The following is a 14122-nucleotide window of genomic DNA, read 5'->3' on the forward strand; positions in this document are numbered from 1 at the left end:
CTGCGCAGCTGGCGTCTCGAAAAAACGACCCAACCTCTCCAGGTCATGGCCGGGCTTGTCCCGGCCATCTACGGACATGTCAAGAGCACCGCTTGCGGGCGTGGATAGCCGGGACGAGCCCGGCCATGACGTGTTGAAGGACTCGCCCTGGCTACCCGCCACCGCATGTCCGGCGGGCTCTCCTGACGAGGGCAAATCTAACCAAATCATCTTGCCGGCGCGGGCTGCCGATCAGCCGCCTTGCGATCGACTTTGCACCGCAGCCCGAAGGCGCTGCAGGCAATTCGAGGCATCGGCAACAGACCCCCGCACCGCCCGCCGCGGGAAAACTCAATCCTCCGTAGGCTCTTCGCCTTCTTCGTCGCGCTCCGGCAGGCCGGCCAGAATCTGCTCGGCGATCAATCCGGAATTCTGCCGGATCGCCGCTTCAATCTTCGCGGTCATGTCCGGATTGGCCTTGAGGAAGGCTTTCGAGTTCTCGCGGCCCTGACCGAGCCGCTGGCTGTCATAGGAGAACCAGGCGCCGGACTTGTCGACGATGCCGGCCTTGACGCCGAGATCGAGGATCTCGCCCATCTTGGAGACGCCCTCGCCGTACATGATGTCGAATTCGACCTGCTTGAACGGCGGCGCCAGCTTGTTCTTCACCACCTTGACGCGGGTCTGGTTGCCGACCACCTCGTCGCGCTCCTTGATCTGGCCGATGCGGCGGATGTCGAGCCGCACCGAGGCGTAGAACTTCAGCGCGTTGCCGCCGGTGGTGGTTTCCGGCGAGCCGTACATCACGCCGATCTTCATCCGGATCTGGTTGATGAAGATCACCATGGTGTTGGACTTGTTGATCGAGGCGGTGAGTTTGCGCAGCGCCTGGCTCATCAGGCGGGCCTGCAGGCCGGGCAACGCGTCGCCCATCTCGCCTTCCAGTTCGGCGCGCGGCACCAAAGCCGCGACCGAATCCACGATCAAGACGTCGACCGCGCCGGAGCGCACCAGCGTGTCGGCGATTTCCAGCGCCTGCTCGCCGTGATCGGGCTGCGAGATCAGCAATTCATCGACGTTGACGCCGAGCTTGCGGGCATAGACCGGGTCGAGCGCGTGTTCGGCGTCGATGAAGGCGCAAATCCCGCCCTTCTTCTGCGCCTCGGCGGCGCAATGCAGCGCCAGCGTGGTCTTGCCGGAGGATTCCGGGCCGTAGATCTCGACCACCCGGCCCTTCGGCAGACCGCCGACGCCGAGCGCGATGTCGAGCCCGAGCGAGCCGGACGAGATCGTCTCGATGTCCATCGAGCGATCGTTCTTGCCGAGCTTCATCACCGAGCCCTTGCCGAACTGGCGCTCGATCTGCGAGAGCGCGGCGGCCAGCGCCTTGGTCTTGTCCAAGGACGATCCTTCGACGATACGCAGGGCAGTGGGGGCAGCCATATCGAGCTCCTTATGAACGGGATTCGCCGTCGGGACAAACAATGCAGTTGGGTTTAACGCTGGAACGCACTGTACACTGTTTGTTCTCGGTTCGCAATATGTTCCTTTCAAAGATCGTAAAAGCCTCACAACTCAAGTCATTCCTCAATCCAACACCCACACGCCGCGGTCGTCCTCGCCCCCCACCCTCGCTATTCGCGCGAAAACGGTATGGTGATCGCGACCCATTCGCACCGCAAGGACGCCCATGCCCACCGCCGACAAATGCAGGGCCCATGCCGCCGGATGCCGCGCTGGGGACGATCGACATCCCGACCGAACGGTCGCTGCAACAGTCGATGATGGCGATCAAATGGACCGCGCTCGCCGAGCATATCCAGATCGGCAGCAAGACGGCGACCGCCGCGGCGTTCGCCGAAGCGCTGCGCCGCGCCCCGCCGCCGAGTCTGGCGGTGATGCGGTCGCCCGATGCGCCGCGCCGCGGTGATCCTGCCGCCGAACTTCGCGAAGACCAGCTGATCTCCGACCACACCAAAGCCTGGCTGCACAGCGGGCTGTTCGCCCCGCAGAGATAGATGGTCCGGCCGCGGTGCGCGGCAACGCGCCTTTACGCCCCGGTCTGCGCGCTGGCCTGCGGCAGCGTCTCGGCCGGGATCACCTGGCCCTCGGGGGTGACGATCTCGACGTCCCAGCAGCCATCGGCCAGCAATTCGGTGGCCTTCTTGGCGGCCGCATCGGCGGTGTCGCGGTGCAGCGAGATGACGCCGGAGGTATCGACGGCTTTGATGTGAAAGGTCATGACGGCTCCAAGCTCGACCAACGGGCGATATTCCTGCGGCAGTCGCCGGCCGCCGTCAATTGGGATTGTTTTCTAATCAGCGGCGGATCGCCGCGGCGTCGGCGCTGCGCGGCGCCGGCGATGGTCATACCGGCGTTGATCTTTGCTGCGACTGTGCGGAATTGATCGTACGGCCCGCAGCAAAATGGTTATCTATTACCAGTGACGTGAGCTTTCTCCGGCCCGAGGACAGCCATGGACGCGTTGATCCGCCACGAGACGATCGAGCTGTATCGGCGGCTGCTGTCGCAGGGACCGACCGAAGAGCAGCGGCGCGTGCTGCTGGCGCTGCTGCGCTGCCTCGACGCCCAAGACCTGGTGCAGCCGACCCGACATTAGCGCGCGCCGCCCCCTCGCCGCACCGCTTCGCAACGCCGTCCCGCATCGCAGCATCGCACCGGCCCTCGGGATCGACCGAGGGTATTTCAGTATTGATTTGTTTACCCAACCGGATTCTGCTGGACGACCATTCACCGCGAGGATCGACCCATGCCACAGATGAAGCCGCGTCCGCCGTGTGACAGCGTGAGCCGTCATTATCCGCTCGCCCGGCTGAAGGCGATCGCCAGCGAACAGCGCGCCAGCGCCGCCACAGATCCGGCGCTGCGGCAGGATTGGGAGGAACTGGCGATCGAATGGCATCTGCTGGCCAGCCTGTCCGCCGCCACCTCCGCGCCGGCAGCAGCGCCCGCGAAGGACCCGACCCAGGTGGTGAGCTATATCGAGAATCTGTCCGGCGCGATGCACGGCGTGATCGGCAACAACTAGCGCGGCGCGGCAAACGCCGGCTTCGCCAAACGGTCATGCGCGCGCGATAAAGCTCGCGCGCCCGCCCCGGCAGCGTTGGTCGCGGGGTCGGCGGCAGGAGACGGCATGGACGACAAGCGTAGCGACACCCGACGCCGGGTGCTGAAAGCCGGCACCATCGCGTTCGGCGGCGGCGGCATCAGCTGCACGGTGCGTAATCTGTCGGAGGGCGGCGCGGCGCTCGACGTCGCGAGCCCGCTCGGCATCCCCGAACAATTCGACCTGATGGTCGAGGCTGAGGCGCTGTCGCGGCCGTGCCAGGTGATCTGGCGCAAGGAACGGCGGATCGGCGTCGCCTTCCGCTGATCGCGCCGGCCGCGGCACGCGTCAACGGGTGGCAGAGCCGCGTCAGCAAGCGCTTGCGTTCCAGGTTCCCCTCGGCGAAAATTACTCCTCGTCGCACAAAGGGGTATTGCATGCGTTTTCCGACCTTGATCGTGTTAATCGCCACAGCCGCGATGGTCGCCGGCTGTAACCAGGGCTCCGGCGAAGTCGGCCCCAAGGGCGAGCCCGGCGTCGCCGGACCGCCCGGCCCTGCCGGACCTCCCGGCGTCTCCGGCAGCAGCATCCGCACGCTGACCTCCTCGACCTGCTCGGCCGACGGCTGCCCGGTGAGCTGCGACGCCGACGAGACTTTGGTGTCGGCGATCTGCATCGGCGCCACCAGCGCCAAGTTCAGCGACAATCTGCAGCTGTCCAACGGCATCATGACCGCGCGCTGCGGTTCCAGCTCGACCAGCACGATCGCGACCTGCGCCCGCAAGTAACCGCGCCTGCCGCGCGAGGGATCATTGGAGGCCGCCCGCGGGCGGTCTCTGAAGGCGGCGCCCGACGCAGCACCGAACCAGCCGGCTGGTACGAATACGGTCTGTGCGGTTTTGAGCTTGCACGCCGGCAGCCACGTGCTTTGCTGGTCATGAGGAAGTGCGCTGTGCCAGAAGCCATCCCAGACCCCGTTCTGTTGTGCACGCATTGCGCCACACCGATGGCCTTCGTGGGCCGGCTGTCGCCTATTCAGCAGCGGCCGGAGATCGTCGTGTTCCGCTGCACCGCCTGCCACCTGGTGGTCACCGAGGAGCACTGACGGCGTTGCGGGAAACCTTTGCGGCACAAAACAAATCCGCCCCATATTGATCTAGATCAAATGGAGGCCCGGGCCGGCGTGCAGCTTGCACCCTGCATGAGCCATTTGCTGTACCGATGTCCCCGCACCCACATGAACGTCCAAACCTGGTTGCACGACGACCCGGCACCGGACAGGGCGCCCGAATTCGAGACCGTGCAGTGCCCGGCCTGCACCCAGCTGCATTTCATCAATCGCGCCACCGGCAAGCTGCTCAGCGACAACAAGGACTGAACTCACCTCAGTCGATCGGAGGGGCCTGCCGCGCCGGGCGCGGGCGACGATCGGCAGCGCGCGTTACGCGGGCGGCGGCGGCATGACCTAAATCAATTCGCCCGATCCAGCGCTGACATATCCTTTTTCCAATGTGGCACATGATCGATACAGCTCCGTACGATCAGGATCTGGAGCTCGCCGTCATCGATGACGACGGGCCGCACGCCTTGGTGTTCCCGTGTCGCCGGTTGAAGAACGGCTGGGCCGAGTCGAAGAGCGGCAAGCCGGTCGAGGTCCACCCCACCCATTGGCGGGAATGGCGGCATCTGGCCTTTGATTGATCGGCGCGCGATCGCTTAGCTGAGCGAAACGCCCGCAGCGAAATCAGGCGCTTAAGTTCGTCTTTGCGAGGAGCTCTTGCGACGAAGCAATCCAGCGCACGGCGTGCAGCCCCTGGATTGCTTCGCTGTTCGGCCGGCGCAACGCGCCGTCCTCGGCTCGCAATGACGGATCCGCGGTATTGAATTTTCGGTCAGGCTGTCAGGACGGATCCTTGGCCGCGTCGGACTGCGGCTGGTCGGCGCCGGACCTCTCCGAACCGGGCGCGTCCGTCGCCGGGGCCGCGGCACCATCGCTCTTGGCGGCGTTCGACTTGGCGGCGCCCGACTTGGCGTCCTTCAGAAGCCCCGCCAGCGTGGCTTCCTCTTCGGCCAACAGGCGCAGGATGGTTTGCCGCTTGGTCTCGTCCAGGTCGGTCTTCAACAGCTTCTGATAGTGCTCGATATTCAACCTGGCGACGCTTTTATCCATCTCGGAGCCCTCGTTGCAGGCCATAGCGTGTCGCCGTCCGGAAACGCCAGCCGGGCTCGATGCGCCTCCTCGGCGATCGCGGCTGCTGTCAGGATCGCGAGATCGCTAGTTCGCGCTATGGCTCGGCCGGCTCCTGGACTTCGCCGGAGCGGCTTTCGGGGCGTCGGTGCTGCGCACATCGCCCCAAGGATCGGAAGACACCTTGGCGTCCGGGATCTTCCGCAAAGAATCCTTGTAAGCCTTTTCGGTAATCCTGTCCTGCTCGATCTCTTCCGGGGTCTTGCTCTTCAATTCCGGAATGAGGTTGACGTTCGGGGTCTGCGCCTCGGCCGTCCCCGCCAGCAACAGCAGCATCGCCGCCGCGCGCCAGGCGCGCGCGCCCATGATCGAAGCCACGCGGCTGCGCCAACCGAGCGGCTGAAGTTCCGTATTTCGCATCGTGTCCCCTAGAGATGGTCCGACTTGCAGGATTTCGGCGATTGCAGCCAGTCGTCCCAGATCGGGCCGCATTTGGTGCAGCCGCTGAGAACCAGCGTGATCGCCAGCAAGCCCAGACCAATCATCGAACGCTTGACCATGCCGCCCCCGCTTTGCCGCCGACTTTAGAACGGCGAGCATGTCGTTTTCAAGCCGTGTGGCGTCCCCTGGCCGCCCGCGGCCCCCGCCCCGCGCCCCGCGGCGCGAACTAGGTCGCGGCGATCTCCGCATTCAGTTCGGCCGCGACCTGGCGGATCGCGCTGGCCAGTTGCTCGGCCGGCTGCGCGCCGGACACCGCGTATTTGCCGGCGAACACGAAGGTCGGCACCCCGGAAATGCCCTTGTCGGCGGCGTCCTTGGCCTGCGTCGCAATCAGCGCGACGTCCTCTTCGCTGGCCAGCCGCCGCCGCACCGCGTCGGCGTCGAGGCCGCAATCCGCCGCGGCCTTCACCAGCACTTCGATGTCGGTGAGATCGCCGCCGTCGCGAAAATACAATTCCATCAACCGCTGTTTCATCGCCGCCGACTTGTCGCCGGACGTGTCAAGTTCCGCCCAATGGATCAGCCGGTGGCAATCCAGCGTGTTGGGCTGGCGCTGCACCAGCTCCGGCCGATATGCCAGCCCCTCCGCCGCCGCGGCCTCGGCGACGCGTCCGGCGATCGCCTTGTAGGCCTCCACCGAGCCGAACTTGGCGGTGAGATAGCTGTCGCGATCGACGCCTTCGCGCGGCACCCCAGGATTGAGGAAGAACGGCCGCCAGCGGGTTTCCACCGCGACCTCCGGCACCAGCGCCAGCGCCGCCTCCAGCCGATGCTTGCCGATGTAGCACCACGGGCACACCACGTCGGAGACGATGTCGATCTGCAGCGGCCTGGCACTCATCGCATGCTCCTTGGATGATGGTTCGCAACAGATAGTCGCTCACGCAGCACCGGCAAGGGAGCACGGCACCGACTGCGCCGGGCGCGGACGACACCGCAGCCGCTCTCACCATCAGCGATGCGATCCCGCGCGAGATCGGACCGCGGCTGCAACCAGGCCGATCGGTGGACCACGACGATCGCATCGTTACAATGCGTCGCGGCTCGCCACTGCCCGCGACGCTGTCAGCCAGCAACACAGGATCATCCGCCGTGACCGAGCTCGACCGCATCGTCCAGGAAATCGCCGACGAGATGGCGGCGCGCAGCGATCGCGGCACCGTCGCCCACTACATTCCCGAACTCGCCAAGGTCGATCCGGCGGGCTTCGGCCTGGTGGTGATCGACGCCGACGGCCATATCGCCGCGGCGGGCGACGCCGACACGGCGTTCTCGATCCAGAGCATCTCGAAGGTGTTCACACTGACGCTGGCGCTCGGCAAGATCGGCGACCGGCTGTGGCAGCGGGTCGGCCGCGAGCCCTCCGGCAGCCCGTTCAATTCGATCGTGCAGCTGGAATTCGAGCGCGGCATTCCGCGCAACCCGTTCATCAACGCCGGCGCCATCGCCGTCACCGACGTGATCCTGTCCGGCCATCAGCCGCGCGAGGCGCTCGGCGAGATTCTGCGCTTCATGCGGTTTCTCACCGATGATCCGAGCATTGCGATCGACGAGGCGGTGGCGGCCTCCGAGCAGCGCACCGGGTTTCGCAACGCAGCTCTGGCCAACTACATGAAGTCGTTCGGCGTGCTCGACAACCCGGTCGACTACACGCTCGGCGTCTACTTCCATCATTGCGCGATCGCGATGTCGTGCCGGCAATTGGCGTTGGCCGGGCGCTATCTGGCGCATTGCGGGCGCAATCCCGTCACCGGCCATTCGGTGGTGTCGCCGGGCCGGGCGCGGCGCATCAACGCGGTGATGCTGACCTGCGGCCACTACGACGGCTCCGGCGAATTCGCCTATCGGGTAGGATTGCCGGGCAAGAGCGGGGTCGGCGGCGGCGTGCTGGCGATCGCGCCCGGCAAGGCCTCGATCGCGGCGTGGTCGCCGGGGCTCGACGCTTCGGGCAATTCGCATCTCGGCCGCGTGGCGCTGGAAGCCTTGAGCAAGCGGATGGGCTGGTCGATCTTCGGCGTGTAGCGCGAGCCGAAACGCTCAGGCTCGCGGGCAGCACGCTCAGCAACGGCCGCCGCAAAAGCAAAAGGGCCGAAACATCGGTTTCGGCCCTTCTATCGTGCTGATCGCGCGGCGGAGGTCGCCTCGCGGGATGCCCTGCTGCCCACCTGCATCAGAGATCGTGGTCCGGCTTGATCTCCTGGATCGCTGCGTCGTGATACCAGGCGCCGCCGGCGACGCGGGGCGGCCGCACCTCGGTCACGGACGCGACGTTGTTGCGGGCGTTGGCCGCAACCCGGTCTCTCACCGGGAACTGATAGATCTTGGCCGAGGGCCGTTCGAGGGTGTCGTCCATTCCGTCTCCTTGTGGTTCGGGTTTCGGGTTAAAGATGATAGCACTCACTGCACGACAAACGCGCGCTTGCTTCTGAAAAGGCAGCGTTTGCGAACAATATGTGCAACAGCCGCATCTGCATCTCACCACAGCACGAGTTCCATGGAACCAACGTTCTGCGCTGCCTCGGGTTGCATGAAAATCCTCCGCCGATCAGATTAACGATCCGTATGTCGCGGCAGTTTCGGTTGTAGCGGCAACGGCTGCGTATCAGCGACTTCTCGGCATATTTGCGGCGCGTGCCGGCAACGCAACCGCAGCGAAATGCCGCAGCGATCGCGATGCGGTGCGGAACTCTCGCGCTGAATGCACCGCACCACGCGGACCGGGCCGATCGCGCCGACTGGCATAGTCCGTGCTTAGCGGTGGCCTACTGGTGGTCCGATGATCCTGAGGCCGGCCTGGCTTCGGATGAACGGCCCATTCGTATCGTCAACAACGAGAGACCCGCATGACAAAGTACAAGCTCGAGTACATCTGGCTCGACGGATACACGCCCGTTCCCAATCTGCGCGGCAAGACGCAGATCAAGGAATTCGACAGTTTTCCCTCGCTCGATGAACTCCCGCTGTGGGGCTTCGACGGCTCCTCCACCATGCAGGCCGAAGGCCGCAGTTCGGATTGCGTGCTGAAGCCGGTGCGGGTGTTTCCCGACGGCGCACGCAAGAATGGCGTGCTGGTGATGTGCGAAGTGATGATGCCGGACGGCGTCACCCCGCACGCCTCCAACAAGCGCGCCACCATCCTGGACGACGAAGGCGCCTGGTTCGGCTTCGAGCAGGAATATTTCTTCTACAAGGACGGCCGCCCGCTCGGCTTCCCGGAAGCCGGCTATCCGGCGCCGCAGGGCCCCTACTACACCGGCGTCGGCTACAAGAACGTCGGCGCGGTGGCGCGCCAGATCGTCGAGGAGCATCTCGACCTCTGCCTGGTCGCCGGCATCAACCACGAAGGCATCAACGCCGAAGTGGCGAAGGGCCAGTGGGAATTCCAGATCTTCGGCAAGGGCTCGAAGCGCGCCGCCGACGAGATGTGGATGGCCCGCTACCTGATGCAGCGATTGACCGAGACATACGGCATCGACATCGAATATCACTGCAAGCCGCTCGGCGACACCGACTGGAACGGCTCCGGCATGCACGCCAACTTCTCGACCTCGTTCATGCGCGAGACCGGCGGCAAGGAGTATTTCGAAAAGCTGATGGACGCCTTCAAGCACGCCTGCGAGGACCACATCGCGGTGTACGGCCCGGACAACCACATGCGGCTGACCGGCAAGCACGAGACCGCGGCGATCCACGAATTCAGCTACGGCGTGGCGGATCGCGGCGCCTCGATCCGGGTGCCGCATTCCTTCGTCAACAACGGCTACAAGGGCTATCTGGAAGACCGCCGCCCGAACTCGCAAGGCGACCCCTACCAGATCGCGTCGCAGATCCTGAAGACCATCGCCTCAGTGCCGACCGCGGCGTCGGCGTCGGCAGCGGCCTGAGGTTTGGTGGCGGCCCGGCGCGTCCGGGCCGCAACGCCTTCTCGACATGAGGCTGTCATCCCGGGGCACGAGCAGCGAAGCTGCGAGTGAGCCCGGGATCCATAACCCCCGCAGGGGATATGGATTCCGGACTTGCTCGTTCTTGCGAACTCGCAATCCGGAATGATGCTTCGTTGCGGAAAGAATCCAGCAACGAAACGGCTCTCAATCAAATGAACTCTATCCGTCGGCGCGCTTGGCCTTCGACGCGGCTTTCGCCTTCGACTGGCCCTTCGCGGGCTTCGCAGCGGTCTTGGCTTTCGCGGGCTTAGCCTTCGCGGATTTAGCCTTCGAAGCCTTGCCGTTCGCGGCCCTCGCCTTGAGCTTGTCCGCCTTCTTCTGCTCCTTGGCCTGCTGCTTCAGCTTCTCGGCCTTCTTCTCGGCCCTGGCCTCGGCGGCCTTCTTCGTGCGCTTCTTTTCGCAGGCGTCGCACTTGCAGCCGATCGGCTTCAGATACTCCTTGAAGTAATCGGTGCCGTAATCGTAGTTGATCTCCTCGCCGGGTTCGATGTTCTTGATGGCGCGGATCACGATCTTCTTCTTACGCGGATTGACGTCGGATTCCGCGTTCGGCTTGCAGGCGTGGTTGATGTAGCGCGCGATGTTCTTGCGCACCGAGCCGTCGATGGTCCAGCGCTTGTTGAGCTGGAACAGATACTTGTTCTCGATGGCGTCTTGCTTCTTCTTGTTGCAGTCGAGTAGCGGGCCGAAATAGCGGATGATCTTGGCGCCCTTCTTGATCGGCTTGGTGGCGAACAGACCGAGGCCGGTCTTGGAACGGCCGATGCGATAGGGCTTGGAAGCGGGAATGGCGGGCATGATCGAACGCACTGACGCTGATGAGAAGGAGCCGACGAAGCCGCTGTTTTAGTGCGATTCCGCGCGCGATGTCAGTCTTTTCATGCCGAGCGCGCGATCCGTCCCCAGCTTGCAAGCCTCCCTTTCGGAGCCGCGGCGTACCGCGGCGCGATCTGTGCCCGCGTCTTGCTTGACCGGAACCGAAGCCCTACCTAGCCTAGCTGAACAACGATAAATTGAGGGAGTTGCGCGATGCCGCTCGCCGAGGCGACGATCCCTGTGCCCGACAATTTCGGGCCGATCTCTGTCGAATACGACCAGGCCGATCTCGCGATCGAGGGCGAACTGCCGCGCGAGTTGAACGGCACGCTGTATCGCAACGGCGCCAATCCGCAATTCCCCACCGCCGACTCGCATTGGTTCTTCGGCGACGGCATGCTGCACGCGTTCCGGCTGGAGAACGGCCGCGCGTTCTATCGCAACCGCTGGGTCCGCACCCCGAAATGGCTGGCCGAGCACGACGCCGGCAAAGCGCTGTTCGGCGGCTTCAACCGCAAACTCCCCGGCGTGGCGAAATCGGTGACCAGCGACGGCGGCGTCGCCAACACCAACGTGCTGTACCACGCCGGCAAATTGCTGGCGCTGGAGGAGGGCCACCCGCCGACCGAGATCGAGCGCGACACCCTGGCCACCCGCGGCTATTGCGACTACGGCGGCGCCATCAACGGCCCGTTCACCGCGCATCCGAAGATCGACCCGGTGACCGGCGAGATGCTGTTCTTCGGCTACAACGCCACGGGTCTCCTGACCGCCGGGATGTCGGTCGGATCGATCGACCGCACCGGCAAGGTGACGCGGTTCGATCGCTTCAAGTCGCCTTATGCGGCGATGGTGCACGACTTCATCGTCACCGAACGCCACATCCTGTTTCCGATCCTGCCGCTGACCGGCAGCCTGTGGCGGGCGGTGCGCGGCAAGCCGCCCTATGCCTGGGAGCCCGGCAAGGGCTCCTACGTCGGCGTGATGAAGCGCGACGGCAAGACCCGCGACATCGTCTGGTTTCGCAGCGAGGCCTGCTTCGTGTTTCACGTCATGAACGCCTGGGAGGACGGCGACCGCATCGAAGCCAACGTCATGCAGTCGGAAGTGGTGCCGCTGTTCACCGACGTCGACGGCAAGCCCACCGATCCAGAGAAAGCGCGCGCGAGGCTGTGCCGCTGGAGCTTCGACCTCAGTGGCAAGACCGACCGCTTCACCCGCCGCTATCTCGACGACATCACCGGCGAATTCCCGCGCATCGACGAGCGCCGCGCCGGACTGCGCAGCGGCCACGGCTGGTACGCCTGCGCCGATCCTTCGCTGCCGCTCGGGCTGTCGCTGTCCGGCCTGGTCCATGTCGACGGCGACGGCGCGCGGCGCGGCCGCTACATGCTGCCCCTCGGCGACAGTGTCTCGGAGCCGGTGTTCGTGCCGCGCGCGAAGGACGGCGCCGAGGGCGACGGCTGGCTGCTGGTGGTGATCTGGCGCGGCCGCGAGAACCGCAGCGATCTCGCGGTGTTCAACGCCACCGACATCGACACCGGCCCGATCGCGCTGGTCAAGCTCGACCACCGCGTGCCGGACGGCTTCCACGGCAATTGGGTGCCGGCGGAGTAGCACGCTGTCGCAATTCATCGCAGCGTGCCCCGGACGCAGCGCGACGCGCCGCGTTTGCGGCGTGGTGCGCGGCGAGCCGGGGCCGTCACGGAACGCAGCGCGTGGAACGGTCCCGGCTCACCTCGCAGCGCAAGAACGCTGCTCGGCGTCCGGGACACGGTGTCCTCTAAGGCCGGGTTCACTCGCAGCTTCGCTGCTCGCGCCCCGGGATGACAAACAATGAAGTGACGCGCCCGCAACTACATCCCACGCGGCAGCGCTTGCGCGTCGCGGATCAGCGCTACGCCGACGCTCTGATCGAGCGGCGCGGAGGCCGCTGGCGCGTACTCGGCGTCGCCCTCGTAGCTGGCGGTGAGCGCGCGCCAACCCGGCGCCAAGGCCGACGTCGTGAAACGCGCAGTACCGGCGCTATCCAGCGCAAGATGCGCGGCGATCACCGCGTCACCGTCGCGCAACGTCACGAAACCTTTCGCTGCCGCGGTCTTGCCGCTGATGGTGACGGTGAGCGTCACCACCTCGCCCGGCGCAATCGAATTCTGTGACGACGACAGCAGCACCCGCGGCTTCGCCAGCACGCTGAGCTGCAACGCTGCGGACTGCGCCGGCTGCACGATCAGCGGCAGATAATCCTGCGTGCCGCTGTAGTCGGCGCGGATCGCGTGGCGCCCCGGCGGCAGATCGCGGACAACAATGCTCGGCGATGCCGCGTCGGCCCAGCCGAGCACCGCCAGCGTGGACTCGTCGATGAACTGGATGCTTCCGCCCGGCACGCCGCCGCCTTGCGGCGTGGTCACCGCCGCGGTGAGCGTCAGGCTGTCGCCGTCGGTGGCCGGATTGCTCGATGACGTCAGCGTGACGAGCGCGCTCTCGGCGATGATCACCGACTGCGCCGACGCCACCGCCGGCATCAGCAACGCAACACCGAAAAGCGCCAGGTAATGACCTCGGGCACGCATGACCGGCCTCCTGTGAAAACGGGGCGATCCTTAAAGCGCGTCCTCCGGGACGGGCGAACATGTAGCAGACCGGCGGTGGTTCAAAAACTCCGCAGGATGACGGAGGCGGAAAGCCGCCGCGGCCGGCAAGCCGCCGACGGCGCGCCGATACCACCGCCCGACCGCGGCAAAATCGCGCTTGTTGGCGCGGCCCGCGGCGTATTAAGAGGGAGTCCCGCACCCGGCCGTGCCGGCGGCGCGAGGAAATAACAGGGAGAGAATGATGGCCGTTGACGGCAACTGGAATATCGTCATGAACACGCCGATGGGCGACCGCCAAGCGACGCTGGTGCTGCAGAGCGCAGGTTCCACGCTGACCGGCACGCAATCCGCCGACGGTGATTCCGGCGAGATCTTCGACGGCACCGTGAACGGCGACGACGTCGCCTGGAAGCTGTCGATCACCAACCCGATGCCGCTGACGCTGGCCTTCACCGGCAAGGTCTCCGGCGACGCCATCGAAGGCGAAATGGGCATCGGCCCGATGGGCTCGTTCCCGTTCAAGGGCACACGGGCGTAGGCAGCGCGTCATTCTCCGTCATGGTCGGGCTCGTCCCGGCCATTCTGCGTCATGGCCGGGCTTGACCCGGCCATCCACGGATACACGCAACGCTTCGCTTGTGGGCGTGGATGGCCGCGACAAGCGCGGCCATGACGTGTTGAGCGAGGTGCCTGATCGCCTCGTGTTGCGCAAGGTCGTGTGTGTGTGTGTGTGTGGTTGCCACGTGTTGTGCGAGCGGCCTGATCGCCGCGCCGTATTTCGGTCCGGCTCTAACGCTCCTCCACCTCCGCCGTCATCCTGAGGCGCCGCCGAATGCCCGCGTAGCGGGCTTTGGCGGCCTCGAAGGATGGGCTGCGGGTTCGGAGCTGGCCGCGGCGCTCGCGGCCGCATCCTTCGAGGCCCTCGCTTCGCTCGGGCGCCTCAGAGCCTGTGAATCTTTCATTTTGGTTGGCATGTCTGCTTTGGCATGATTCAATTTTGCAGCGATCAGGGAGTTGCTGCGATGGCCGAGAA

The 14122-nt window shown here is 65.4% G+C and carries 21 protein-coding genes; 12 read left to right on the forward strand and 9 right to left on the reverse strand.

What is annotated here, in order from left to right:
• Positions 1 to 330: 330 nt before the first annotated feature.
• Positions 331 to 1422, reverse strand: coding sequence for a recombinase RecA (recA, locus tag HNR60_RS20850; RefSeq protein ID WP_184261680.1), 1092 nt, complete (start codon positions 1420 to 1422; stop codon positions 331 to 333).
• A gap of 275 nt (positions 1423 to 1697) precedes the next feature.
• Between recA and HNR60_RS20855 the strand changes: the two genes are divergently transcribed.
• The gene (locus tag HNR60_RS20855; RefSeq protein WP_184261682.1) at positions 1698 to 1997 is read left to right on the forward strand and encodes a hypothetical protein; all 300 of its coding nucleotides are present in this window, start codon (positions 1698 to 1700) and stop codon (positions 1995 to 1997) included.
• A 32-nt stretch (positions 1998 to 2029) separates the two neighbouring features.
• Here the strand turns inward: HNR60_RS20855 and HNR60_RS20860 are convergent, their stop codons facing one another.
• On the reverse strand, positions 2030 to 2221 hold the full coding sequence (locus tag HNR60_RS20860) for a hypothetical protein (RefSeq protein WP_184261684.1): 192 nt from the start codon (positions 2219 to 2221) through the stop codon (positions 2030 to 2032).
• A 234-nt stretch (positions 2222 to 2455) separates the two neighbouring features.
• Between HNR60_RS20860 and HNR60_RS20865 the strand changes: the two genes are divergently transcribed.
• From HNR60_RS20865 to HNR60_RS20895, 7 genes are all read left to right on the forward strand, one after another.
• Positions 2456 to 2599, forward strand: coding sequence for a hypothetical protein (locus tag HNR60_RS20865; protein ID WP_184261686.1), 144 nt, complete (start codon positions 2456 to 2458; stop codon positions 2597 to 2599).
• A gap of 150 nt (positions 2600 to 2749) precedes the next feature.
• Positions 2750 to 3028, forward strand: a complete 279-nt coding sequence (locus tag HNR60_RS20870) for a hypothetical protein (RefSeq protein WP_246433042.1) — start codon at positions 2750 to 2752, stop codon at positions 3026 to 3028.
• Positions 3029 to 3133: 105 nt separating this feature from the next.
• Positions 3134 to 3373, forward strand: a complete 240-nt coding sequence (locus HNR60_RS20875) for a PilZ domain-containing protein (RefSeq protein WP_184261688.1) — start codon at positions 3134 to 3136, stop codon at positions 3371 to 3373.
• A gap of 110 nt (positions 3374 to 3483) precedes the next feature.
• Positions 3484 to 3834: a hypothetical protein gene (locus HNR60_RS20880; protein WP_184261690.1), complete on the forward strand. Its 351-nt coding sequence runs from the start codon at positions 3484 to 3486 to the stop codon at positions 3832 to 3834.
• A 164-nt stretch (positions 3835 to 3998) separates the two neighbouring features.
• Positions 3999 to 4151, forward strand: coding sequence for a hypothetical protein (locus tag HNR60_RS20885; protein ID WP_184261692.1), 153 nt, complete (start codon positions 3999 to 4001; stop codon positions 4149 to 4151).
• A 132-nt stretch (positions 4152 to 4283) separates the two neighbouring features.
• The gene (locus HNR60_RS20890) at positions 4284 to 4424 is read left to right on the forward strand and encodes a hypothetical protein (protein ID WP_184261722.1); all 141 of its coding nucleotides are present in this window, start codon (positions 4284 to 4286) and stop codon (positions 4422 to 4424) included.
• A gap of 140 nt (positions 4425 to 4564) precedes the next feature.
• Positions 4565 to 4747 carry a hypothetical protein gene (locus HNR60_RS20895; RefSeq protein WP_430695016.1) on the forward strand — a complete coding sequence of 61 codons (183 nt, stop codon included), beginning with the start codon at positions 4565 to 4567 and terminating at the stop codon, positions 4745 to 4747.
• 199 nt (positions 4748 to 4946) lie between these two features.
• Here HNR60_RS20895 and HNR60_RS20900 read toward each other — a convergent pair whose 3' ends face one another.
• The 4 genes from HNR60_RS20900 to HNR60_RS20915 form a co-directional block, all read right to left on the reverse strand.
• Entirely contained in the window at positions 4947 to 5216 is a 270-nt protein-coding gene (locus HNR60_RS20900) for a hypothetical protein (RefSeq protein WP_184261696.1), read from the reverse strand.
• A 105-nt stretch (positions 5217 to 5321) separates the two neighbouring features.
• A complete protein-coding gene (locus HNR60_RS20905) occupies positions 5322 to 5600 on the reverse strand; it encodes a hypothetical protein (RefSeq protein ID WP_184261698.1) in 279 nt (92 codons plus the stop codon).
• Between the two features lie 62 nt (positions 5601 to 5662).
• Positions 5663 to 5794, reverse strand: a complete 132-nt coding sequence (locus tag HNR60_RS20910; RefSeq protein ID WP_184261700.1) for a peptidylprolyl isomerase — start codon at positions 5792 to 5794, stop codon at positions 5663 to 5665.
• 107 nt (positions 5795 to 5901) lie between these two features.
• The gene (locus tag HNR60_RS20915; protein ID WP_184261702.1) at positions 5902 to 6576 is read right to left on the reverse strand and encodes a DsbA family oxidoreductase; all 675 of its coding nucleotides are present in this window, start codon (positions 6574 to 6576) and stop codon (positions 5902 to 5904) included.
• Between the two features lie 251 nt (positions 6577 to 6827).
• Between HNR60_RS20915 and HNR60_RS20920 the strand changes: the two genes are divergently transcribed.
• Complete coding sequence (locus HNR60_RS20920; protein WP_184261704.1) at positions 6828 to 7757, forward strand: glutaminase; 930 nt, start codon at positions 6828 to 6830, stop codon at positions 7755 to 7757.
• 148 nt (positions 7758 to 7905) lie between these two features.
• Here HNR60_RS20920 and HNR60_RS20925 read toward each other — a convergent pair whose 3' ends face one another.
• The gene (locus tag HNR60_RS20925) at positions 7906 to 8088 is read right to left on the reverse strand and encodes a DUF2735 domain-containing protein (RefSeq protein ID WP_184261706.1); all 183 of its coding nucleotides are present in this window, start codon (positions 8086 to 8088) and stop codon (positions 7906 to 7908) included.
• 490 nt (positions 8089 to 8578) lie between these two features.
• Between HNR60_RS20925 and HNR60_RS20930 the strand changes: the two genes are divergently transcribed.
• Positions 8579 to 9619 carry a glutamine synthetase beta-grasp domain-containing protein gene (locus HNR60_RS20930; protein WP_184261708.1) on the forward strand — a complete coding sequence of 347 codons (1041 nt, stop codon included), beginning with the start codon at positions 8579 to 8581 and terminating at the stop codon, positions 9617 to 9619.
• 219 nt (positions 9620 to 9838) lie between these two features.
• Here the strand turns inward: HNR60_RS20930 and HNR60_RS20935 are convergent, their stop codons facing one another.
• The gene (locus HNR60_RS20935) at positions 9839 to 10477 is read right to left on the reverse strand and encodes an SET domain-containing protein (protein ID WP_184261710.1); all 639 of its coding nucleotides are present in this window, start codon (positions 10475 to 10477) and stop codon (positions 9839 to 9841) included.
• Positions 10478 to 10708: 231 nt separating this feature from the next.
• On the opposite strand from HNR60_RS20935, the gene HNR60_RS20940 reads away from it, so the two are divergent.
• The gene (locus HNR60_RS20940) at positions 10709 to 12112 is read left to right on the forward strand and encodes a carotenoid oxygenase family protein (protein WP_184261712.1); all 1404 of its coding nucleotides are present in this window, start codon (positions 10709 to 10711) and stop codon (positions 12110 to 12112) included.
• 239 nt (positions 12113 to 12351) lie between these two features.
• Here HNR60_RS20940 and HNR60_RS20945 read toward each other — a convergent pair whose 3' ends face one another.
• Positions 12352 to 13068, reverse strand: coding sequence for an Ig-like domain-containing protein (locus tag HNR60_RS20945; protein ID WP_184261714.1), 717 nt, complete (start codon positions 13066 to 13068; stop codon positions 12352 to 12354).
• Between the two features lie 262 nt (positions 13069 to 13330).
• On the opposite strand from HNR60_RS20945, the gene HNR60_RS20950 reads away from it, so the two are divergent.
• On the forward strand, positions 13331 to 13627 hold the full coding sequence (locus tag HNR60_RS20950) for a hypothetical protein (RefSeq protein ID WP_184261716.1): 297 nt from the start codon (positions 13331 to 13333) through the stop codon (positions 13625 to 13627).
• The last annotated feature ends 495 nt before the right edge of the window (positions 13628 to 14122 follow it).

Source organism: Rhodopseudomonas rhenobacensis (assembly GCF_014203125.1).
In the GTDB taxonomy this organism is placed as follows: Bacteria; Pseudomonadota; Alphaproteobacteria; order Rhizobiales; family Xanthobacteraceae; genus Rhodopseudomonas_A; species Rhodopseudomonas_A rhenobacensis.